16 protein-coding genes and 2 pseudogenes are annotated in these 22,323 nt (G+C 67.1%); 5 read left to right on the forward strand and 13 right to left on the reverse strand.

Annotation, left to right across the window (positions count from 1 at the left end; all coding sequences use genetic code 11):
- Nucleotide 1: 1 nt before the first annotated feature.
- From BN972_RS26130 to BN972_RS26165, 8 genes and pseudogenes are all read right to left on the reverse strand, one after another.
- Nucleotides 2-1,120, reverse strand: coding sequence for a M24 family metallopeptidase (locus BN972_RS26130; protein WP_036365243.1), 1,119 nt, complete (start codon nucleotides 1,118-1,120; stop codon nucleotides 2-4).
- Complete coding sequence (locus tag BN972_RS26135; protein WP_080697215.1) at nucleotides 1,110-2,279, reverse strand: M24 family metallopeptidase; 1,170 nt, start codon at nucleotides 2,277-2,279, stop codon at nucleotides 1,110-1,112. Before BN972_RS26135 ends, BN972_RS26130 begins: the two co-directional genes overlap by 11 nt.
- Nucleotides 2,280-2,335: 56 nt before the next feature.
- Nucleotides 2,336-3,501, reverse strand: a pseudogene (locus tag BN972_RS26140) (amidohydrolase family protein).
- A gap of 36 nt (nucleotides 3,502-3,537) precedes the next feature.
- Nucleotides 3,538-4,776: a cytochrome P450 gene (locus BN972_RS26145; RefSeq protein WP_036365953.1), complete on the reverse strand. Its 1,239-nt coding sequence runs from the start codon at nucleotides 4,774-4,776 to the stop codon at nucleotides 3,538-3,540.
- Nucleotides 4,777-4,778: 2 nt separating this feature from the next.
- A complete protein-coding gene (locus BN972_RS26150) occupies nucleotides 4,779-4,973 on the reverse strand; it encodes a ferredoxin (RefSeq protein ID WP_036365249.1) in 195 nt (64 codons plus the stop codon).
- Nucleotides 4,970-5,641 carry a TetR/AcrR family transcriptional regulator gene (locus BN972_RS26155; RefSeq protein ID WP_036365252.1) on the reverse strand — a complete coding sequence of 224 codons (672 nt, stop codon included), beginning with the start codon at nucleotides 5,639-5,641 and terminating at the stop codon, nucleotides 4,970-4,972. Before BN972_RS26155 ends, BN972_RS26150 begins: the two co-directional genes overlap by 4 nt.
- A 45-nt stretch (nucleotides 5,642-5,686) precedes the next feature.
- Entirely contained in the window at nucleotides 5,687-6,613 is a 927-nt protein-coding gene (locus BN972_RS26160) for an alpha/beta hydrolase (RefSeq protein WP_036365255.1), read from the reverse strand.
- Between the two features lie 8 nt (nucleotides 6,614-6,621).
- A complete protein-coding gene (locus BN972_RS26165; protein WP_036365259.1) occupies nucleotides 6,622-7,428 on the reverse strand; it encodes an SDR family NAD(P)-dependent oxidoreductase in 807 nt (268 codons plus the stop codon).
- 87 nt (nucleotides 7,429-7,515) lie between these two features.
- On the opposite strand from BN972_RS26165, the gene BN972_RS26170 reads away from it, so the two are divergent.
- The 3 genes from BN972_RS26170 (at nucleotide 7,516) to BN972_RS26180 (ending at nucleotide 11,914) form a co-directional block, all read left to right on the forward strand.
- Entirely contained in the window at nucleotides 7,516-10,302 is a 2,787-nt protein-coding gene (locus tag BN972_RS26170; protein ID WP_080697216.1) for a helix-turn-helix transcriptional regulator, read from the forward strand.
- An 88-nt stretch (nucleotides 10,303-10,390) separates the two neighbouring features.
- Nucleotides 10,391-11,161, forward strand: a complete 771-nt coding sequence (locus tag BN972_RS26175) for an SDR family oxidoreductase (protein ID WP_036365262.1) — start codon at nucleotides 10,391-10,393, stop codon at nucleotides 11,159-11,161.
- A 30-nt stretch (nucleotides 11,162-11,191) separates the two neighbouring features.
- On the forward strand, nucleotides 11,192-11,914 hold the full coding sequence (locus BN972_RS26180; protein WP_036365265.1) for an SDR family NAD(P)-dependent oxidoreductase: 723 nt from the start codon (nucleotides 11,192-11,194) through the stop codon (nucleotides 11,912-11,914).
- An 8-nt stretch (nucleotides 11,915-11,922) separates the two neighbouring features.
- Here BN972_RS26180 and BN972_RS26185 read toward each other — a convergent pair whose 3' ends face one another.
- Nucleotides 11,923-12,804, reverse strand: a complete 882-nt coding sequence (locus BN972_RS26185; RefSeq protein ID WP_036365961.1) for a PPE family protein — start codon at nucleotides 12,802-12,804, stop codon at nucleotides 11,923-11,925.
- A gap of 137 nt (nucleotides 12,805-12,941) precedes the next feature.
- Nucleotides 12,942-16,253, reverse strand: coding sequence for a helix-turn-helix transcriptional regulator (locus BN972_RS26190; RefSeq protein WP_235192590.1), 3,312 nt, complete (start codon nucleotides 16,251-16,253; stop codon nucleotides 12,942-12,944).
- 155 nt (nucleotides 16,254-16,408) lie between these two features.
- On the opposite strand from BN972_RS26190, the gene BN972_RS26195 reads away from it, so the two are divergent.
- Complete coding sequence (locus BN972_RS26195; protein WP_036365267.1) at nucleotides 16,409-17,623, forward strand: EstA family serine hydrolase; 1,215 nt, start codon at nucleotides 16,409-16,411, stop codon at nucleotides 17,621-17,623.
- Here the strand turns inward: BN972_RS26195 and BN972_RS26200 are convergent.
- The 3 genes from BN972_RS26200 to lpqS all read right to left on the reverse strand — a co-directional run bounded on the left by BN972_RS26200 (nucleotide 17,526) and on the right by lpqS (nucleotide 20,469).
- Nucleotides 17,526-18,800, reverse strand: a complete 1,275-nt coding sequence (locus tag BN972_RS26200) for an MFS transporter (RefSeq protein ID WP_051545840.1) — start codon at nucleotides 18,798-18,800, stop codon at nucleotides 17,526-17,528. The genes BN972_RS26195 and BN972_RS26200 overlap by 98 nt on opposite strands.
- Complete coding sequence (locus BN972_RS26205) at nucleotides 18,800-19,834, reverse strand: PLP-dependent cysteine synthase family protein (RefSeq protein WP_235192608.1); 1,035 nt, start codon at nucleotides 19,832-19,834, stop codon at nucleotides 18,800-18,802. The genes BN972_RS26200 and BN972_RS26205 overlap by 1 nt, the downstream gene beginning before the upstream one ends.
- Before the next feature lie 233 nt (nucleotides 19,835-20,067).
- Nucleotides 20,068-20,469: a putative copper homeostasis (lipo)protein LpqS gene (lpqS, locus tag BN972_RS26210; protein WP_036365270.1), complete on the reverse strand. Its 402-nt coding sequence runs from the start codon at nucleotides 20,467-20,469 to the stop codon at nucleotides 20,068-20,070.
- A 145-nt stretch (nucleotides 20,470-20,614) separates the two neighbouring features.
- Here lpqS and BN972_RS26215 point away from each other — a divergent pair.
- A pseudogene (locus tag BN972_RS26215) lies at nucleotides 20,615-22,259 on the forward strand (multicopper oxidase family protein).
- Nucleotides 22,260-22,323: the final 64 nt, after the last annotated feature.

Consider the following 22,323-nt stretch of genomic DNA (forward strand, 5'->3'; position numbering starts at 1 on the left):
ATCACCTCTGCCAGAACGGGCTCGCGGTCAACACCTCGGGCCCGTCGGCGGTGATCAATACCGCTTCACGTCCGAACACCGCGCCAACGCCCGGTTCCCAAACGTAGCCCGTGACGGCAAGGACCATGCCGGACTCCAGGTGCTCCTCGCCGGCGGTCCGGGGCAGGCGCGCGGAGATGACCGGTGGGTCGAAGCCCATCCCCAGACCGCGGGCCACGGGCATCGGCGGTGCGGGCTCGCCGGCCGCGGCGTAGGCCGACAGCAGCTCGCCCGCCCCGGCTCCCGGTTGACACACCGCGATCAACAGCGACCACAACCGGTCCCAACGCTCGTACAGCGCTGCGGCACCGCTGATTTCGCCCACCGGCCAGGTACGGCCCACCTCGCCGATATAGCCGCCGGCCACCACGCCGGCCGACAGCGCAACCAGGTCACCGGCCTGTACCTTGCCCGCACCGTCGACACGCCGCCAGGGGTGTTCACGGGAGGTCACCCACGCCACGTCCTGACTCGACGGCGTGCTCACTCCGCCCGCGGCGAGTGCTTCCAGCAGCACCCCGGCCAGCGTCTGGGAGCCCACCCCTGGCCGCAATTCCGATACGGCGGCGGCCAGACCGAACTCGGCCACCCTGATGGACTCACGCAGCGCATCGACTTCCGCAGCGGTCTTGATGCGCCGTGCCGCACGCATCGCGAGTTCTCCGTCGACGAGTTCGGCCGCAGGAAATGCGGTTGGCAGTAACTGCGCGAAAACCGGTGACAGCGCGTCGGTTCCGACCCGCCGGGCGTTGGCCGCACCCTCGATGCGCTGCAGTGCCGCGATGGTGTTGACCGGATTCCAGGAGATGCCGTACAGGTTCTCGTGCGGTATGTCCTCGGGCACACCCTCGTCCCAAGTGCTCAGTAGGTGGATGGCGCCGGTCGCGCGGACCAGCACACACGTCGGGCCGAACGGCCGGGTCCCGGCAACCCACAGTTGCGGCGCTCCGGTGACGTAGCGGACATTGGCCTGGCGGCCCAGCACCAGCACATCGAGGTCGTGCGCGGCCATCTGCGCCAGCGCTCGTTCGCGGCGCCCGCTGCGCAGGGCGCGGGCGTCGGGCAGAACCTCAGTCGACATAGGGGTCATAGGGGTAGTCGGTCAATCGAATCGAGCCTTCCTCGGTGATCACCAGGACTTCTTCGCTGCGGTAGCCGCCGGTGCCGTCCTCCCAGACCACCGGCTCGAGCACCAGCACCATGCCTTGTTGGAGGACGAAGTTCTCGTCGAACTGGTCGCCGAGATCCGTTCCGATCATCGGCATTTCGGCGGCATTGACGCCGATCCCGTGGCCGAGGTAGAAGTGCGGCAGCCACGGCCGGCTGCCACCGTTGGCCGCGATGGCCGCCCGGCCGAGGTCGGCGGCGGTCGCACCGGCTCGGGCGACGCCCACCACGGCATGCATGATCTCGCGCCATTTCTCGAACTGTGCTTGCTGGCGCGGCGAGGGGTGCTGCCCGACGATCCAGGTCCGCCCGAAGTCCGAGCAGTAGCCCTGGTAGGTGATGCTGACGTCGGTCCACAGCACGTCACCTTTTGCCAGCTCGCGTTCGGTGCTCAGCAGCGGCAGGGCGAGGTCACCGTGTGTGGTCCACACCCCCTCGGCCTTGCTGGGCGGCATCACCTGCCAGATCGGTTCCAGCATGCTCGCCATCGCCCCCAGCTCGAAGGCCCGGCGCAAAAACTTTGCCGAGAGGTCGATCTGGCGGATACCGGGGACCAGTGCCCGATGGACTTCGACCATGGCCTGATCGGTGATCCGCACGGCGGTACGGATGCAGGCCAATTCGTCTGGAGTCTTGACCACCTTGGCGGCGCTCACCACCGCCGAAGCATCGACGGGAGCACCGTTGGGGAACAACGACTTCCGGGCCCGTGACATGGCGCCGGTGAATTCGTCGACCGCCACCGTCGATCCGGCGGGAACCAGGCCGGCCAGCAGCCCGGCGAAATCGTCCACACCTTCGTCGAATTCGAGATAGACCGGTCCGTGCAGGTGGTCGGTCGGCAACTCCGATTCCTGCGCGGCGCCCTCCCGGAACGGCAGGAACAGATGCGGCCACGGATCGTCGACCAGTACCACCGCCACCGGGCGCTCGACGTAGGACACCCCGGCATCACCCAACGGCCAACTCGACCCGGTGGCATACACGACGGCGTTGTTGCCGAGCAGGACCAGGGCGTCGACACCGCGCTCGGCCATGGCGGCCCTAAGCCGCGCTCCGGTCTCCCGGCGCATCCGGGACAGATCGGGACGCTCAGGGATGGTCAACCCGGGTGCGTCGGCAAAGACAGTCACAGGCCCAGGAATTCAGTGATGTTGCCGCTCACGATTCGTGTGGCCCGCTCCGGTCCGACCGCGTCCACCACGGCCGCCAGCGACTTCTCCGAATAGCCGTATGTGCTTTCGTTGTGCGGGTAGTCCGAGGACCACATCACCTTGTCGACACCGATCCGGTCGATCAGCTCCAAGCCCAGCGGGTCGACCATGAATGAGGCGCTCATGTGCGTGTCCCAGTAGTACCGGACGTCGTGCTGCAGCGGCCGGTTGAACATGTGCTGGTAGGAGGCCACCAAGTGTTCGGCGTCCTGCAGCGCCCACGGCACCCACGCGATCCCGCCCTCGAACCAGCCGATCCGCAGACCCGGGTGTTGGTCGAGAATGCCCCCGAAGATGTACTTGGAGAACGTCTCCCGGAACCCGTCGATGTTGATCATCATGCCGACCACCACGCTGTTGAACTCGCACGGGCTCTTGGGCGGGGTCTCACCGATGTGATGGGTGACCGGGATTCCGGCGGCCTCGATCTCATCCCACACTGCGCTCATCGCCGTGCTCGCGTAGTCGATCGGGTTGCCGTCGTCGTCCTTACCAGGGTTGAGCGGCATCAGGAACGTCTTGAGCCCCAAGGACTTCAGCTCGGCCAGGGTGTCCCGGGTGCCTTCGGGTCCCACCAGTTGATCAGGCCCGCGCCGTAGAAGTGGCCATTGGAACGTTCCTGTAGTTCCGCGATGTACTCGTTGTAGATCCGGAAGGTGAGTTCGCGAAGTTTCTTATCCGGGTAGTGGAACAGTGCCAGCACCGCGTTGGGGAAGGCGAGTTCCTTGTCGACGCCGTCCTCACGCAACTCCTGGATGCGGGCGTCGATGTTGGTGCTGGCCGCCCCGGGCAGGTCGTCGTATTGCATGAGCACCGCGCTGAAGTCGCCCGGCAGAAAGGACTGGCCTTTGCGGCCTACCTGGTATGCGCCCTCCTCGTACCAGATTCGGGGCGCCTTGTCCTTCAGGTCTTCGGGGAAGCGCTCGTAGAAGATGTCGGCGGCGAGCGAGATATGGTTGTCCGCCGAGAACACCTCGGTGCCCGCCGGCAACCCCACATCGCTGCCGATGGCATGCCCACGACGATCTTTCGGTGCGCCGAAGCCTTTCGGCGGATACAGGGTGCTTGTTGGTGTAGTCATCGTCGACCTTTCACATACTTCTCGGTGGGCTGAGGCTTACCAGGTGACCGGCAATTCGTAGACGCCGTAGGCGAGGCGGTCGTGTTTGAACGGGATCTCTTCCAGCGGGACAGCAAGTTTCAGTGTCGGGACCCGCTGGAACAGGGTGCGGAAGACGATCTGCAGCTCGGCCCGCGCCAATTGCTGGCCGACGCACTGGTGGCGGCCGTAGCCGAAGGCGACGTTGCGCTCGGCGCCGGAGCGATGCAGGTACAGTCGCTCGGGTTCGGTGAAAGCCTGCCCATCCCAGTTCGCCGGAGCCAGGTCGATGATGATGCCCTCGCCGGCGCGGATCACCTCGCCGGCGATCGGGATGTCCTCGATGGCGACGCGGCGCTGGCCGTTCTGAATGATGCTGAGGTAGCGCAGAAGTTCTTCGACCGCGTTGGCGACGATCTTTGGATCGTCGGCGTCACGAATGGCGGGCAGCTGGTCTGGATTTTCCAGCAGCGCAAGCACGCCGAGCCCGATCATGTTCGCGGTGGTCTCATGACCGGCCACCAGTAGCCCGTTGGCCAGCTGGGCGGCCTCCTTCACGCTGAGCTCGCCGGCCTTGACCCGTTCGGCCAGATCGGAGACCGCGTCCTCGATCGGGTTCTCCATCTTGGCCTCGACCAGCTTGATGATGTACTTGTACAAGCTGATCGCGCCTTTGGTGGTTTCTTCACCGGTGGCGTAGCGGGCCAGCCCGACGTTGGCGTGTTCCTGGAACAGTTCGGCGTCCTCATAGGGCACCCCGAGCAACTGGCTGATCACCAGTGACGGCACCGGCAGCGCCAGGGCACTGACCACATCGGCCGGCTGCGGCCCAGCCAGCATGGCGTCGATGTGTTCGTCGGTGATCCGCTGAATGGCCGGTCGCAACCCTTCGACACGTCGAAAGGTGAACGGCTTGGACAACATTCGACGGAAGCGGGTGTGCTCTTCACCGTCGGAGGTGAACACCGAGCGCGGGCGCTTGTGCACCGTCGACAACATGCCGGCGTTCCAGTGCGGGAACCCCGGCACCCGGTCGTCGACGCTGACCCGGGAATCGGAGAACAACTCGCGGCACTGCTCGTAACCGGTGATCAGCCACGGAGTACTTCCGTCCCAGATCCGCACCCGCGACAGCGGTTTGGCGTCGGCCAGTGCCATCACGTTCGGGGGCGGCGCGAACGGGCAACCGGCCGCACGCGGCATCGGATACTCCGGGATGTCCGTGGCGGTGGTGTTATCCGTCAGGGTGTCGGACACGGTCACTCCTCGATCTGAATGGCTAGAGCCGGGCAGAAGGCGGCGGCTTTGCGCGCACCCTCGGCCTGGTCGGCGGGCGGGTTCGGGTTGAGCAGGACGACGACGCCGTCCTCGTCGCGCTGGTCGAAGACCTCGGGCGCGTTCATCACGCAGTTACCCGATGAAGCGCAGATATCTTGATTGACAGAGACTTTCATTTACCTGACTCTTCATCCGCAGCGGTGACAGGCGCCAGCCACAGTCCGACGATCGCGTCGGTCAATCCGGTGGCGGCAGCCCGCCAGGATGGCCGGGACACCTGGCTGCCTTCGGCCAGTGCCCGCTCGAGATCGGCGCAGGTATGCATCAACAGGTTGCGCGCCATGATGTTTCGTTCGAACCGGACGTCGACGGGCAGGTCGGGCAGGCAGCTGTTGATCCCGTCGATGACCTGAACCAGTGACGGCGAACTCAACGCGTCCTTGACGACGATGTTCTGGTATGCGGGATCCGTCATGGCCTGGGCGGCGAACCGCGCATACCAGGTGGGATTGCCGAGCGCCTCGAGGTGATCGGTTAACGGCCGGACCAGGCACGCGACCCAGTCCCGCATACCGGCGGCGGCCGGCAGGGCGGCCACCATCCGTTCGCGTAACTGCTCGACGGGACCCCGGTGCTTGTGTTCGATCGCGCGGACCAGGTCGGCCTTCGTGCCGAAGTGATAGCCGACGGCGGCGTTGTTACCTTGCCCGGCCGCCTCACTGACCTGGCGGTTGGACACCGCGAAGACGCCGTGTTCGGCGAACAGCCGCTCGGCGGCGACCAGGATCGCCTCCTGTGTGGAGCTGGCCCGCTCGCTGCGAACGACCCGGCCGACAGTGGTCATACCGGCCAGTCAACGCCTCGCCCACCGTTAAGTCAAGCGACTGATTTAATTCGCGGTAGCGTTCGGGCCAATGGCCTTCGAAACGTGCTCCGCGATTCGGGCATACGCACGGCGGGTGACATCCGCGGCACCGGTCATGATGTTGTACCCGTGGTCGACGCCGGACACCTCGTAATACTCGACCAACGCGCCGACGGCCGCGAGCTTGTCCGCATACCTACGGGCCTCGTCGCGGAGCCGGTCGTGTTCGGCCGTGACGATCAAAGCGGGCGCTATGCCCGCAATGCCGTTGGCGTTTGTGCCCCACGCCGGCGAAGCCAGCCGATCACGCCGGTGTGCCGGATCCGGGATGTAGGCGGTGTCGAAAACCTTGCCCATCCACGGCTTCATCACCGCCCGGCTCCCAAGCGTGGACGCCTTCTCACCGGTGGGCGTCACCAAATCCAGCGGCGCATAGTGCAGCACCTGCAACGCAATGCGGGGACCGCCGTTCTCCAGCGCGAGGCGGGCTGCGGCGGCGCTCAAGTTGCCGCCTGCGCTCTGACCGCCGACGCAAAGGCGCGTCCCGTCCCAGTCCCGGTCTGCGCTTGCCGCCCAGCACACGACGTCGTAAATCTGTTGAGGCGCAGCGGGAAAGCGATGGCCGGGAGCCAAGACATAGTCGGCGTTGACGACGATCACGCCGGCATGGGCGGCCAGGTAACGACACCATGGGTCGTCCTGTTCGGGATGCCCGACGACGAATCCGCCGCCGTGGACATTGACATAGACGGGCAGTGCGCCCCCGGTACCAGCACCGGTCGGGTGGTAGACGGTGGCGGAGACCTCTCCGTGCCTGCTCGGAATCTCGACCTTTGTCGTGTGGCCGGCGATTTCGGGAAAGCGTACGGCAGGCTTGGGCGCCGGGTTGATCGTGGCCGCGATGACCCGAGCCACGGTGTCGGCCACCACCTGTTTCGAAAGGATCGACATCGACAGCTTCAGTCCCGCTTGCGGGACCGAATCACCTTGCCGGCGACAGTTCCCCCATCCACCGGAAGCACAATACCGGTGACATAGCGGGATCGTTCGCCCGCCAGATACAGCGCCGCCTCGGCGACATCGTCGGGGGTGCCCTCGCGCTTCAGCGGCCGGTCGTCGCGCATGCCCTGGCGAATCCGGGCCTCGAATCGCTCGAGGTCCGGTGGGTCCATGTCCCCGGCCGACGACGCCAGGATCGGCGTGGGGATGTTGCCGGGCGCGATGGCGTTGACACGAATCTCGTGATACGCCAACTCAATTGCCGCTGACTTGGTGAACTGGATGACGGCGGCCTTGGAGGCGCGGTACGTCATCACGCCCCCGCCGGCCTGGATACCACCGATCGAGGTCAGATTGATGATCGATCCGCCGCCGTGAGCCGCCATGTGCCGCGCGGCATCGCGAGTACCGGCCATGACCCCGAGGACGTTGACCGCCATCACGCGATGGAAGTCGGCAAAATCGTCGTCGAGCAGGCGGCGTAGCGGCCCGGAAACCCCGGCGTTGTTCACCATGATGTGCAGGTCCCCGAATGTCTGCACCGCCGCGGCCACCAGCGCGCTCACCTGCTCGGGATCGGAGACGTCGGTGCGCTGGAAGACGGCGTTGGGACCCAGTGCGTCGGCCAGCGCCTGACCGCCCTCGGTCTCCACGTCGGCGATGACGACCCGCGCGCCCTCCGCGGCGAACCGTTGGGCGATGCCACGGCCCAGCCCCGAAGCCGCGCCGGTGACGACGGCAACCTGGTCCGCCAATTCGTTGACCACCCGTCGAGTTAATCGGCGTCGACCGCATTAAGTCAAGCAGTTGATTTAACACGCAGCTCCGCGCTGTCGGTAAGGTCATCCGGCAGGGTGATCACCGATCGGGCGCTTCGTTTACGGGGTCGGCGCGCGGAATGCGCGGCCCTGGAACGGTTGCTGTCCGCAGCCCGGTCGGGACGGAGCCAGGTGCTGGTGCTGGGCGGTGAAGCCGGGATAGGCAAAACGGCCCTGCTTGATTTCACCGCACAGCGGGCCGTGGGCTTCCAGACGGCGCGGGTTTCCGGCGTCGAGTCGGAGATGGAGCTAGCGTTCGCCGCTCTGCACCAACTGTGTATACCGCTGCAGGACTGGATCGCTGAGCTGCCCGCGCCGCAGCGCGACGCCCTCGAGATTGCATTCGGCCGCGCCGCCGGGCCGGCTCCCGACCGGTTCCTCGTCGGGTTGGCGGTGCTCAGTCTGATCGCGGCCGCGGCCGAACGGCAGCCGCTGCTCTTCCTCGTCGACGATGCACAGTGGATCGATCGGGTGTCGGCGCAAACGCTGGCCTTCGTCGCCCGCCGGCTGATCGCCGAACCCGTAGCGATTGTCTTCGCGGTACGCGACGGCCCGAGCGAGGATTTGGCCGGGTTACCGGAGCTGACCCTGCAGGGCCTGAACGCCGGTGAGGCCCGCGCGTTACTGGATTCGGCTGTCCTGGGCCGGCTGGACAACCAGGTGCGCGACCGGATCATCGCCGAAACCCGGGGCAACCCGCTGGCCCTGCTGGAGTTACCGAAAGGGCTGACGGCCGCGGAGCTGGCCGGCGGATTCGGGCCGCCCGATGCGCAACCACTGGTCGGGCAGATAGAGCGCACCTTCCTGCGCCGCATTGAGCAACTGTCCGGGCATACCCAGCAATTGCTGGTCACAGCGGCGGCCGAGCCGGTCGGCGACGCGGCGTTGCTGATGCGTGCCGCCGCACATCTCGGGCTACCCGATGACGCCGCGGTTGGGGCCGAGGCGGCGGGACTGATCGACGTCGGAACCCGGGTGCGGTTCCGCCACCCGTTGGTGCGTTCGGCCGCCTACCGGGCGGCGAGCCTGATGGAGCGCCGCCGCGCTCATCGGGCCCTGGCCGCCGTCACCGACGGGGACGCCGATCCGGATCGCCGCGCCTGGCATCTGGCGCTGGCCGCGACGGGTCCCGACGAGGCGGTCGCGGTGCAACTCGAGCTGTCCGCCGAGCGCGCGCAGGCGCGGGGTGGGGTGGCCGCCGCGGCGGCGTTCCTGGAACGGGCCACGCAGTTGACCGCCGATCCGATGCGCCGGTCGGTCCGAGCACTTGCCGCCGCGCAGGCCAAGCGCGACGCGGCGGCCTTCGACTCCGCCGACGAGCTGCTGAACATCGCGGAGTCCGGTGGCGGCGCGGCGCTGGATGACTTGCAGCGGGCGCGGCTCACCCGGCTGCGCGCCCAGATCGCCTTTGCCCGCAGCCGCAGCGGTGACCCCGATGCGCCGACGGTCTCCGATGCGGCGGTCGGGTTGCTGGACGCCGCCCGGCAGCTCACCGCACTCGACAACGCCCAGTCCCGGGAGACCTACCTCGAGGCGGTGGGCGCGGCACTGTTCGGCGGACGGCTGTGTCCGTACGGCGGCATCCGGATGACCGCCGCCGCCGCGCGCACTGCACCACCCGGGCCCCATCCCGCACGGGCGGTGGACCTGTTGCTGGACGGCATCGCGATCCGGGCCGCCGAGGGCCATGCAGCGAGCCTGGTGACGCTGCGCGACGCGCTCGCGCTGATCCGTTCCGAAGCCGAGCGCGGCAGCGACGACATCATGCGCTGGTTCTGGCAGGCGTTCCCGATCGTCCAGGAGTCCGCGGCGCATGAACTCTGGGACGACGAGATCTGGCACCAACTGGCCACGCACGCGGTGCGGATGGCCCGGCAGGCCGGTGCGCTCGCCGTCCTGCCGCTTGCCCTGGTGTATCGCGCGGGAGTGCATGTCCAGGCCGGTGAGTTCAGCGCCGCCGCGACCCTGATCGAGGAAGCCGAAGCCATCACGACCGCCACCGGCTACGCGCCGGTGAAGTACCACTCGGTGTTGCTGGCGGCGCTGCGTGGCGCCGAATCGGAGGCCCTGCACCTCATCGGCTCGGCCCTGCACGACGGCCTCGCCCGCGGCGAAGGCCGGGTGATCGCCCTGACGAGTTTCGCCACGGCCGTGCTGTACAACGGTCTGGGCCGCTACGAGGAGGCGTGCGCCGCCGCCCGGCGCGCATGCGAGGACGACGACCTGGGCCTGTTCGGTTGGTGCCTGGTCGAATTGATCGAATCGGCGACCCGCAGCGGTGATCGGGATACCGCAGTGGACGCACTGAGCCGGCTCGAAGAGCGTGCCCTGGCCAGCCGAACCGACTGGGCGACAGGGATTTTGGCCCGCTCTCGGGCGCTACTCGCCGACGACCGTCGAGCCGAAGCCCACTACCGGGAAGCGATCGAAAAGTTGGGCAACACGCGGATCGCCGTCCAGCTCGCCCGCGCGCATCTGCTCTACGGGGAATGGTTGCGCCGCTGCAACCGCCGCGTCGACGCCCGCAGCCAGTTGCACACCGCCCACGAGATGTTCACCCAGATGGGCGCCGAAGGTTTTGCCGAACGCAGCCGCCGCGAGCTGCTGGTGACCGGTCAGAAGGTGAGCAAGCGCGCCGCGGCTCCGGCGATGGAACTGACGGCGCAGGAGGCGCAGATCGCGAAGCTGGCCGGCGAGGGTCTGACCAACCCCGAGATCGCCGCGCAGCTGTTCATCAGCACCCACACCGTGGAATGGCACCTGCGGAAGGTGTTCGCCAAGCTGGGCATCAAGTCACGCCGACAGCTCCGGCCCACGGACTGACTACGGACTTTCAAGGGTTCACCCCGCCCCGTGGCCGGGGGATGCTGAACGTGCCAGTTCATCGGGAGAAACTTGGAAAGGCGTGGCAATGAAGATTTTGGTGGTAGGCGGCACAGGGCTGATCGGGTCGCAGGTGGTCGCCAACTTGACCGAGCAGGGACACGAGGCCGTTTCGGCGTCGCCCAGCTCGGGTGTCAACAGTCTTACCGGCGAGGGCGTTGCCGAAGCGATGACCGGGGTCGACGCCGTCGTCGACGTGTCCAACTCGCCGTCGTGGTCCGACGAAGACGTACTGAACTTCTTCACCACCTCCACCCGCAACCTGCTGGAGGCCGAGCGTGCCGCCGGCGTGCGCAACCACGTCGCACTCTCGATCGTGGGCCTGACCCGGGCCGGTGACAGCGGGTACATGCGAGGCAAGATCGCCCAGGAACGGGTGATCACCGAATCGGGGGCGCCCTACACCATCGTGCGGGCGACGCAGTTCTTCGAATTCGTTGACGGCATTGCCGATTCGCTCACCGACGGTGACACCGTCCGCGCTCCGCACGCGGCGTTCCAACCCATCGCCGCCGCGGACGTCGCCGCGGCCGTGATTCGTGCCGCGACCGCTGAACCGGTCAACGGGGTCGTCAACATCGCCGGACCGGAGAAGGCCGGCATGGACGACTTCATCCGCAACCGGTTCGCCGCCACCGGCGACCCGCGTGAGGTGGTGACCGATCCGGACGCCCGCTATTACGGCACGGTGCTCGAGGAGGAAACCATCGTTCCCATCGAGGGGGAAGACGTCACGATCTATCCCACCCGGTTCAGCGACTGGACGGCCGCGAGCGTGTCCAGCGGCACCGCCCGTTAGCCCGTGGGCGCCGCTGCGGAGTTGAGTCGGATGGAACTGATCGACCACACTGCGGTCGTCACCGGCGGTACCGCAGGGATCGGGCTGGAGGCGGCCCGGCTGCTCGCCAGCGAGGGCGCCACGGTCATCATCTCGGGCCGGGACCCGGTCCGAGGTGAGCTGGCCGTCCAGGCCATCGGACCGAACGCTCGGTTCGTCCAGACCGATATGGCCGACGCCGAGTCGGTGCAAGCCCTGGTGCAGCAGTGCGGCGAGGTCGACATCATCGTCAACAACGCCGCCAGCTTCCCCTCGGCACTGACCGTCGATCAGGACATGTCGAGCTTCGAGACGATGTTCGACACCAATGTCCGGGGCGCTTACTTCCTGGTTGCGGGCCTGGTGCCGGGCATGCTGGAGCGGGGCCGGGGCAGCATCGTCAACGTCACGACCATGGTCGCCGCCAAGGGCGTGGCAGGGGCCTCCGGTTACAGCGCTTCCAAGGCCGCCCTGGAATCTCTGACCCGGACCTGGGCCGCAGAGTTCGGAGCCAGCGGAGTGCGGGTGAACAGTGTGGCGCCCGGCCCCACCCGCACCCCGGGTGTCGCCGCCGAATGGGGCGAGGTGAACGAGGAACTCGGCAAGGCGCTCCCTCTGGGCCGCACCGCACACCCGGCCGAGATCGCCGAGGCCGTGCTGTTCCTCAGCTCACCTCGGGCCAGCTTCATCACGGGCTCGACGTTGCACGTCGACGGCGGCGGCTCGGCGGTCTGATCGGGCGATCAGGCGATGGCGCGTACGGCGCCCATCGCCACCGCGCCCCAACTGGGCGGCACCACCAACCGCCCGACCACCACACCGCGGCCCACGGCCAACTTCATGTCGGGTTGCGCCGGCATCTTCGGCCGCGCCGAGGTGCCCGAGGAAGTCATGCTGCGGGACGTGCTGATCGCCGAGGCGAAGGCGCTCATCGGGGAGGCGAACTTGCACTGCCGCAGCAGCCTGGCGATCCCGGAGCTCACCGCCGCCGACCGGACCGGTCCGGCGAGGCTACGCAGCGCTTGCGGTACGGCCGGCATCGCGGGCGCCAACATGGCCGGAGTGCCGTCGCCGTCATCGGAGCCCATCAGCGCAGGCATGTTGTAGCCCAGCGCGGGCGGCGTCAGCGAGGGCAGGGTGGCGGCCGCGGCGGAGGCGGCCGCGTAGCGGTACATCGCGCCCGCGTCCTGTGCCCACATCTCGCCATATTCGGCTTCCAGGGACGCGATCGCCGGCGTGTACTGGCCGGTTGCGTTGGTGGCGCTCAACGCCGCCACGCGGGCGCGGTTGTCGTCGATGAGCGACGGCGCGACCGTGGCCGCGAGCGCGTCGTCGAAGGCGCTTGCCGCGGCCCGGGCCTGACTGGCGATCTCCTCGGCCTGCGCGGCGGTACGGGTGAGCCACCGCAGATATGGCGCGGCGGCGTCGGCCATCGCATCTGCCGCGCAACCCTGCCAGCCGTCCGCCGCCAGCGCGGCAACCGTCGACCGGTAGGCGTTCACGGTGCTGTAGAGCTCATCGGCCAACCGATCCCAGGCGTACGCAGCCTCCAGCATCGACCGGGAGCGCGAACCCGCATACATCCGGCCGGAGTTGACCTCCGGCGGCAACGCCCCGAAATCCATGGTTCACCTCACCGCGCTATGGACGCGTTCACCTCTCGTTAACCTTATGTTAAGGCAAAGTTGAGTGGTTGTTGGCGAAGCCGACGAAATTCACATGGAACTCGAATGAGGCCGTTATGTGATCTGGCGGGCTGGCCTCAGGAGTCGTCGCCGCGGCGCGCGGTCTCCCGGGCGAGCTGTAGCCGAGAGGTGAAGCCGAGTTTGGTGTACATGTGCGTCAGGTGCGCCTGGACCGTGCGGGGTGAGATGAACATGCGCTCGGCGATGTCCTTGTTCGCCAGTCCCTCGCTGACCAGGCGGGCCACGTCGAGTTCGGTAGGGGTCAGCGATGCCCAACCGGTGGCGGGCCGTTTCCGTTCGCCGCGCCGGCGCAGCGCGTAGCCGATGGCGTCGTCGACCGAAAGTGCTGCACCGTCATTGTAGGCTTCCTGAAAGCCCTTGTCTTGCAGCTGCTTTCGGCACGCGTCAACCGCCGACGCGTAGGCCGGCTCATACACCGGATAGCGTAATTCGCGGACGCGGGCGCGCTGGGCGTCCGCCGCCCCGAGCAGCCGGGCCGCCTCGCGATGGTTGTCCCCGTCGACCGCCAGCCGCGCCAGGACCTCGAGATCCGCCGGGACGCTGAGGTATGCGTGGTTGTCGGCCGCCATCGTCAGCGCGCGAAGGGCGTCGCGTCGGGCCTGCTCGGAGTCGCCACGGTCCGCGGCGATGTGTGCGCGGACACTCAGCGCCAGCATCTGGTGCCAACCAGCCAGCGTTGCGACGGCCTCATCGGCCAATTGCTGCGCCTTGACGAGGTCGCCATCGACGTGCGCGCCCAGCGCGACGGCGGGGGCGGCCACTGTACCGCGGTGAACACCGGGATGGTCCCAGATCTTTGCGCTGATCGCGCTCGCAGCTTCGGCATCGCCATCGGCCACCGCCGCAATGGCCACCACGGTCGCGGCCGCGAGTTCCAGCATGGCGTCGAGTTGAGCCCCGGTGGCCATCGCTGCATGGCCCGCGTCCCGGGCCGCGGCGACATCTCCGCGGTACACCAGGGCGCACCCCATACTGATCAGGCACAACATGTTGCCCAACATGTTTCCGTCGGTTTCGCAGTCGGCGAGCACGTTGCGGAAGGTGTCGATCGCGCCGTCCAGATCAGCACGGAACATCTGGGACATGCCCACACTCCAGCGACACCAGTGCTCGTTCAGCCAATCGCCGAGCGCACCGGCGACTTCCGCGCCTTCTCGGCCGAGCTCGTCGGCCGCGACCGGGTCGCCGGCCATTGCGGCGAGATACGCCTGTCTGGCCAGGATCTGACTCAGCCGCCAGTCATCGCCGATCGTCCGGACCAAGTCGATCGCTTCGGCGAAATATCCTGCCGCCGAATCGAAGTCGAGATTGGCGATGCAACCGCATGCGGTCAGCGTGCGGGCCAGCAGCGTGGGGTCCCCGAGCTCGCGTGCGGTTTCCAGGGCGCGGTGCACCTGCCCGAGACTGTCGGTAGCTGCGGTGTAGGAATCGAGGACGGCCTTGTCCGCAATGGCCCGGGCATGTATCACCGCGTCGATGACAGCCGGATCGAAGTCGGCGCGGTTAAGCACCGAGTCGAACCACCTCAGTCCCTCGCGCAGGCGGCCGCGGCCTTGCCACAGCGGTTGCAGCGAGGACGCCAGCCGCAACGCCTGTTCACACTCCCCGTTGTCGCAGCAGTGGGCGAATGCGGCCCGCACGTTGTCGAGGTCGGCTTCGACGCGGGCCACCCGGTCCCGAAAATCGTTGCGCGTAGGGGTATCAAGAGCGGTGGCCAGCACCGCGTAGTGATCCCGATGCCGACGACGCACCGCGGCGGCCTCACCGGACTCGTCGAGCCTTTCCAAGCCGTACTCGCGGATCGTTTCCAGCATGCGGTACCGCGCTCGGTCGGCGATATTGTCGGCCTGCACCAGTGACTTGTCCACCAGCAGGCTCAGCTGGTCGAGCACCTGATAGCGCTGCACACCCTCGCCCCCACACACCGATACAGCGGCGTCGAGATCGAAACCACCTGCGAATACCGCTAATCGACGAAACAGCACGCGCTCCGCCTCGGTAAGCATCGAATGCGACCAGTCCACCGAAGCCCGCAGGGTCTGCTGCCGCCGAACGGCCGTGTGCGCGCCACCGGTGAGCAGCTGGAAACGGTCCTGCAAGCTGTCCCGGATGTCGGCCGTCGACAACGCCCGCATTCGGGCGGCGGCCAATTCGATGGCGAGCGGCATGCCGTCCAGCCGCCGACAGATCTCGGTGACCGCGTCGATGTTGCTCTCGGTGATGGTGAACTCGGGCCGAACGTGGCGGGCGCGGTCGGTGAACAACGCGACGGCCTCGTCGACCACCGCGAGCGAAGGAACCTGCCAGTTCACCTCGGCGGCGGTGCGCAGCGGTTCGCGACTGGTGGCCAGAATCCGGAGGGCGGGGCAGCGACCCAACAACGAATCCACCAACGCCGTAACCGCTTCGCGGACATGCTCGCAATTGTCCAGCACGATCAATGTCGGGCCGTCGGCGATGCGTGCCGCGAGGGTGTCGACGACCGACCGACCCGGTTGATTGGGCAGACCCATGGCTTGGGCGACGGCTCCCTCGACCAGAGCGGCGTCGTTGATCGGGACGAGATCGACATAGTGGATCGGGCCGGCGACGCCCTTGTTGAGAAGTGTTGCCAGCTCGACGGCCAACCGGGTCTTGCCGACCCCGCCCGCGCCGGTCAGGGTCACCAACCGGTGCTCGTTGACTAACCGCGTAAGCTCTGTGATTTCGGCGCTGCGCCCGACAAAGCTGGTCAAGGATATCGGAAGCGGTTGTGCGGCAACGCTATCCGATGACCGCAGCGGCGGGAATTCGACGCGCAGGTCGGGATGGCACAGCTGCACGATGCGCTCGGGCCGGTTCAGGCCACGGAGTTGGTGGGTGCCGAGCTCGGTCAGCCATGCCCCATCCGGCAGGTGGTCGACCACGACCTGCTCGGTGGCCGCGGTAAGCACGGTCTGACCGCCATGCGCCAGGTCGCGCACCCGGGCGGCCCGATTGATGGTGGGTCCCATGTAGTTGGCGCCATCGCGGAGCTGAATCTCTCCGGTGTGCAACCCGATTCGCAGTCGCAGCGGAGCCAGCGGTGCGCGCTGCAACGCCAGGGCACAGCACGCGGCGTCGCTGGCACGGGCGAAAGCGACGACGAAGCTGTCTCCCTCACCCTGTTCGACCGGGCGCACTCCGTGGTGGCCGTCCACCAGCTGAGCCAGGGTCGCATCCAGGCGCGCCACCGCTTCGGTCATCTCGGCGGGATGGTTCTGCCACAAAGCAGTGGATCCTTCGATGTCTGCCAGCAGCAGGGTCACCGTACCGGTCGGCAGTTCACTCACGCCCAACTCGCTCCAGTCCAGCGGCGCCGTGTCCACGCGGGAATCAGATTCACCCATGCTAGCCAGCCTGCGCCGCGTCGCGACCCGCAACATCGGCGGATATGCGTAGAAAAATACCCGCTGACGGCGGCGGCGATTTACGCGATCCGGCCAATGCGCCGCGGCCGGCGCCGGCCCCATAGTCGAGGAACCGACTACCGAGGAGCTCAAGCATGACTCGACAAATCTGCGATACCGCCGTCGACGCCGTCATCGCCGGACACTACGACGCGCGTTTCGCTGACCTGGCGGCTGGCCTGGCCGACGAGCTGTCCACCGGCGGAGAACTCGGCGCCGCCATTGCGGTCGACATCGACGGCGAGACGGTGGTCGACATTTGGGGTGGCTACGTCGACCGCGCCCAGTCCCGGCAGTGGAACGCCGACACCATCGTCAACGTCTTCTCCAGCACCAAGAACATCACCGCCCTGGCGGCGCTGCTGCTCATCGACCGCGGTGACCTCGACCCGTACGCGCCCGTCGCCCGTTATTGGCCGGAGTTCGCCGCGAACGGCAAGGAGCGCATCGAGGTCCGCCACGTGCTGAGCCACACCTCGGGGGTGTCGGGTTGGGAGCTGCCCTTCACCATCGAAGAGGTTTACGACTGGGAGAAATCCACCGCCCGGCTCGCCGCGCAGGCGCCGTGGTGGCAGCCCGGCACCGCATCGGGCTACCACGCGGTGAACATCGGCCACTTGGTCGGCGAGATCGTCCGCCGCATCACCGGCATGACCCTCAAGGACTTCGTGCGCGAGGAGATCGCCACTCCGTTGGGCGCCGACGTCCAGATCGGCGCCCGCCCCGAGGACGACAGCCGCATCGCCGAATTGATCCCGCCACCTCCGCTGGATGTCCCTTTGGACGCGGTGCCCGAGGACCATCCGATGCGAAAGACCTTCGGCATGTTGGCACCGACCGGCGAGGCCGCGTTACTCGCGCATAGCACCGGGTGGCGGCGCGCCGACATCGGCGCGGCCAACGGTCACGCCAATGCCCGTGCCCTGGTCCGAGCACTGTCGCCGATTTCCTTGGGCGGCACCATCAATGGGCGCCAGTTTCTGAGCCCAGATACGGTGGATTTGATCTTCTCCGAGCAGGCCGACGGCATCGACCTGGTGCTGGGCATGCCGGTGCGCTGGGGCATCGGGTTTGCGTTGCCGAAAGCGGAAGCGGTGCCCGACATTCCGGCGGGACGGATCTGCTACTGGGGCGGCTGGGGTGGGTCCATGGTGGTCATGGACCTCGATCGCCGGGTCACCTTCGCCTACGTGATGAACAAGATGGGGCAGGTCACCGCGGCCGGATCGGACCGGACACAGCGGTACACCCGGCTGATCTATCAAGCACTGGAGCGGATCTTTCCAACCGGCGCAACCCCGCGACCGTGAGGGTGCCCAGCAGTATCAAAGCGCCCCAGACCATTTCGTCAGCGTTCCACCGGTGCGCCATATCGAGCAAAGTTCCAACCGTGAGGTTGCCCGCCAAGATCACCACCCCGACGATCGTGCTGTAAAACCCGTAATGCGTCGCGACCAGTCTGTCCCGCGACAGGGTTACCACGGTGCGCATCTCGAACGGAAACAGCGCGGCCGAGGCGATCGCGAGCAAGCCGGCTGAGAGCAGCAAAGCCGTCACCCCGGCGGCCGTGCCGAACCGCTGACCGTTCGGCATCACGGCGAGGGGTACGAAGGAAGCCGTTAGGATTCCCGCGCCGACAACCAGGCTGCGGGCCGGCTCCCAACGCTGAGCGAACCACGCGGTGATGCGCAGCTGGCCGGCGATTGCGACCAGTCCCGAGACCGCGAACACCGCTGCCACGACCAGTGCTTGGCGGCCCGGCACCAGGAGCGTGGCCTGCATCGGAAGCGCCAGATAGATCTGGAATGACAGGACGTAGGCCCCGGACATTGCCGCGGCGAAGGCGAGGAACCGCCGGTTGCGGACCACCGTGCGCCAATCGTGCAGGACCGAGCCTCGCTCACCGCTGGGCTGGACCGTGCGCTGAGGCAGCGACCGTAGCTGCGCCACCGTCAGCACGGCGAACACCGCCGCGGCGGTCCACACCGTCGCACGGAAATCCACTGTCAGCAACGCCAATCCCGCCAACGGCCCCAGCAGGATTCCCGCCTGGTAGAACACGTTGAATGTCGCGAACGCATCCACCTTGCGCGCACCGGAGTCGGCCGCGATGTAGGCGCGCACCGCGGGATTGAACAGCGCCCCGGCGAAACCCGTTGCAACCGCGGCAGTCAGCAGGCTGGGCAGGGATTGCGCTACGGCCAGCAGAGCGAAACCGCCAGTACGCAGCAGACATCCGGCTACGATCAGCGGCTTGTAACCGAACCGGTCGGCGAGCGTGCCGCCCACGAAGAACATGCCCTGTTGCGAGAAGTTGCGTACGCCTAGCACCAGACCGACCGCCCACGCCGCCAACCCCAAAGGACCGGAAAGGTAGTCGGCCAGATACGGCATCAACAGGTAGAAACCGAAGTTGATGCCGAACTGGTTGACCATCAGCACCCGGGTGGGTTGATTGAAGCTGCGGAACTGCGCCAGCAATCCCATCACGCCACCGCCCGCACCGGGTTGACCACCGCGGTGGTACGCGTCCAACGGCTCACCACTGCGTCCGCCGGTGAGGCGATGTAGTCGGGGTCGGTGGCCGGGCGTCCGCCCAGTATCCCGTGCTCGGCGCAGTACTCGTCGTTGTAGACGGTGTCGAAATAGCGCTGCGGGCCGTCGGGGAAGACCGCGGCGATCGTGGTCTCGGGCGACGACGTGCGCGCGGCCCAGCCGGCGACCAGCGCCACTGCCCCGACACTCCACCCCCCGCTGGCGAAGTGGGTGGCCGCCATGTTGCGCGCGGCCCACACTGCCTCGGCGGGAGCAACCCAGTGCACCTCGTCGAATGCGCCGTAGTCGACGTTGCCGGGATAGATGCTCGAGCCCAATCCACGCATCAACCGGTTGGCTGCGGGCTGCCCGAAGATGGTGGACCCAATGGTGTCCACGCCGATCAGCCGCAGGTTGGGATTGAACTCCCGCAAGACCCGCGCCACACCGGCCGAATGCCCACCGGTGCCCACCGAGCACACCAGGACATCGATACGGCCGAGCTGAGACACCAACTCCAGGCCCAAAGTCCGGTAGCCGTCGACATTGTCGGAATTGCCGTACTGATCGGGGTTCCACGCGCCAGGTTCCCCGGCGAGCAGCTCGTTGACCCGGTCCTTGCGGGCCTGCTGCCAGCCGCCGACCGGATGCGGCTCGGTGACCATGTCGACCCGGGCACCGTAGGCAGTCAGCATCCGCGCGATGATCGGCTCCAGGCCGGGGTCGGTCACCAGGGTGACCGGATGCCGATACACATTGCCGGCCAGAGCCAGACCCAATCCCAATGTGCCGCTGGTTGACTCGATGATCATGCCGCCTGGGGCGAGGTCGCCGCGGGCGCGGGCACGTTCCACCATGTGCAACGCGGGGCGATCCTTCATACCGCCGGGGTTGAATCCTTCTAGCTTGGCCCAGAATCCGCGGTCGGCGGCGCCAACCGGGCTCGTCTCTCCGGACACCCACAGCACTGGTGTGTGGCCAACCATGGTGCCGGGCTGATGATTCCGGGTCGGGATCGGGCGAACAAGCCGGTACCGGTCGCGGTTGGGTCGGACGGTGGTGAGGTGAGCGCGGTTCGAAACGCGCAGGTCTTTTACGTTCGTCAGAAAGTTCATTTTCCGTCGCTTCTACATCGGTGCCGGCAAAGAGTGCGCGGCATGGCTGGGGTCAGCGGTCACCGGCTGCGGCGGCATAGCCGCCACGGCGTGGCGCTGACCACTCAGCGACGAGCCAGGCAGTAACGGGTCAGCAAGTCCTGTCCGCAGGTAGGGCAGTCCACCGCCCGGGGCGGAGCGCGTCCCGTGGACTCGGCCGGGTGAGCGTGCGCGACCACGATGCCCGCAGCCGGTACAACCGACGCAGGCGCGAAGATTGTTGCGTCCGAGCGTGATAGCGCAACGGCCGCCATGTCCAGTGGGCATGGCGGTGTCGAGTTGTCGGAGAAGTGCGCGTGGTCGGCGTTGACCGTGAACTCACCGCCTACCACCGCTGCCAACGGATGAGGGGTATGCGGCGCATGTTGCTGCAGGTGCGGCAGCCAGCACTGGCCGACCACCACCGCCACCAACCAGGCGAGAACGGCAAGGACCGCCATCCGCGTTGATCGGCGGCGTAGGTTCATGCGGCAGACTATATACCCCCTATGGGTATATAGTCTAGAGCGATCTGGCGGGCGCGTTCCCCCCGGTCGGGTTGCGGTATGCTGCCGCGCTGAGCAGGGTGGAAGGCGTTTGGTTCGACGAATCGACCTAGACGAGGAGCAGTCCATGCCGGCGCAGCCGACCAGCGGTTACCCCTCAGAGAGCGTTCGCTTCAGCAGGCGCGGCTTCCTCGCCGCCGGTATCGCCGGCGGATTCGCGCTGGCGGCCTGCGGCCACAAGACGCCAATGTCCCCCATGGCGGCCGCGATCGCGGCGGCCGAGGCCCAGCGTCCGCACAGCGGCCGGACGGTGACCACTACCCTGACGCCCCAAACCCGCGCGCGTCGACATCGGTGGACGGATCGTCGACACGTTCGCCTACGGCGACGCCGTCCCGGGCCCGCTGATTCGGGCAACCGTCGGCGACGAGGTGGTGGTCTCGGTGACCAACAAGCTGGATCGTCCGACGTCGGTGCATTGGCATGGCATCGCGATACGTAACGACATGGACGGCGCCGAACCCGCCACCCCCAACATCCCGGCCGGCGCAGACTTCACTTACCGGTTTTCGGTGCCGAATGCCGGCACCTACTGGGCTCATCCACACACCGGCCTGTCCGCGGACAAAGGCCTGTATTTGCCGTTCATCATCGACGATCCGACCGAGCCGGGCCGCTACGACGCCGAATGGATTGTCATCCTCGATGATTGGACCGACGGCGTCGGCAAGTCCCCGCAACAGCTCTACGACGCGCTCGTCGATCCCAACAAACCGACGATGCAACCTCCCCCCACCACCACAACGCCGACGTCCCCGACGTCCCCGACGTCCACTACTACACCAACCACGACACCCACGAGTGCGCCCACCACGACGACCACGTCGGCAAGCCCGGCGAACGGGATGCCGCGGATGCCCGAGATGCCGGGGATGGGCGGAACGGGACAGGTCGGTACCAGCGACCTGCTCGGTGGTGACGCCGGTGACATCGCCTACCCCTACTACTTGATCAACGGGCGAATTCCCGAAGCGGCGACCACATTCAATGCCAAGCCCCGTCAGCGCATTCGGATCCGCTTCATCAACGTCGCCTCCGATACCGCGTTCCGCGTCGCGTTGGCGGGACACACGATGACGGTCACCCACACCGACGGCTATCCGGTGGTCCCCGCTCAGGTTGACGCTCTGTTGATCGGGATGGCCGAACGCTACGACGTTCTGGTGACGGCGGCCGACGGAGTGTTCCCGTTGGTCGCATCCGCCGAAGGTAAGAACGCGGTGGCGCGCGCACTGCTGGTCACCGGCAAGGGCAGTTCGCCCGACCCGCAATTCAGGCCGGACGAGTTGAACAAACGGGTCGGCGTCATCGACATGTTCACCGCGGTGACCTCCGCCAATTTGGGTCGCCCCCAGCCCAACCTCGACCTACCGGTGGTGCTCGGCGGCACTATGGCCAAATATGACTGGATCATCAACGGCGAGCCGTACAGCAGGACCAGACCGCTGCACGTCCGGGAAGGTGAACACCCGACCCTCACCTTCGACAACACCACGATGATGTGGCACCCGATCCACCTGCACGGACACACTTTTCAGGTGATCAACAGCGACGGCACCCTCGGTGCCCGCAAGGACACCGTCATCGTGCTGCCCAAGCGCAAGTTGCGCGCCGTCCTGATCGCCGATAATCCCGGGACGTGGGTTATGCACTGCCACAACACCTATCACCAGGAAGCCGGCATGATGACCCGGCTGGACTACGTCTTCTGACGGTCACTCGCCGAGACTGAAATTTGGCAGGTCCGCACTCGCACTTTTGCTGCAAATCTTCAGT

The organism is Mycobacterium asiaticum DSM 44297, assembly GCF_000613245.1.
Lineage (GTDB): Bacteria > Actinomycetota > Actinomycetes > Mycobacteriales > Mycobacteriaceae > Mycobacterium > Mycobacterium asiaticum.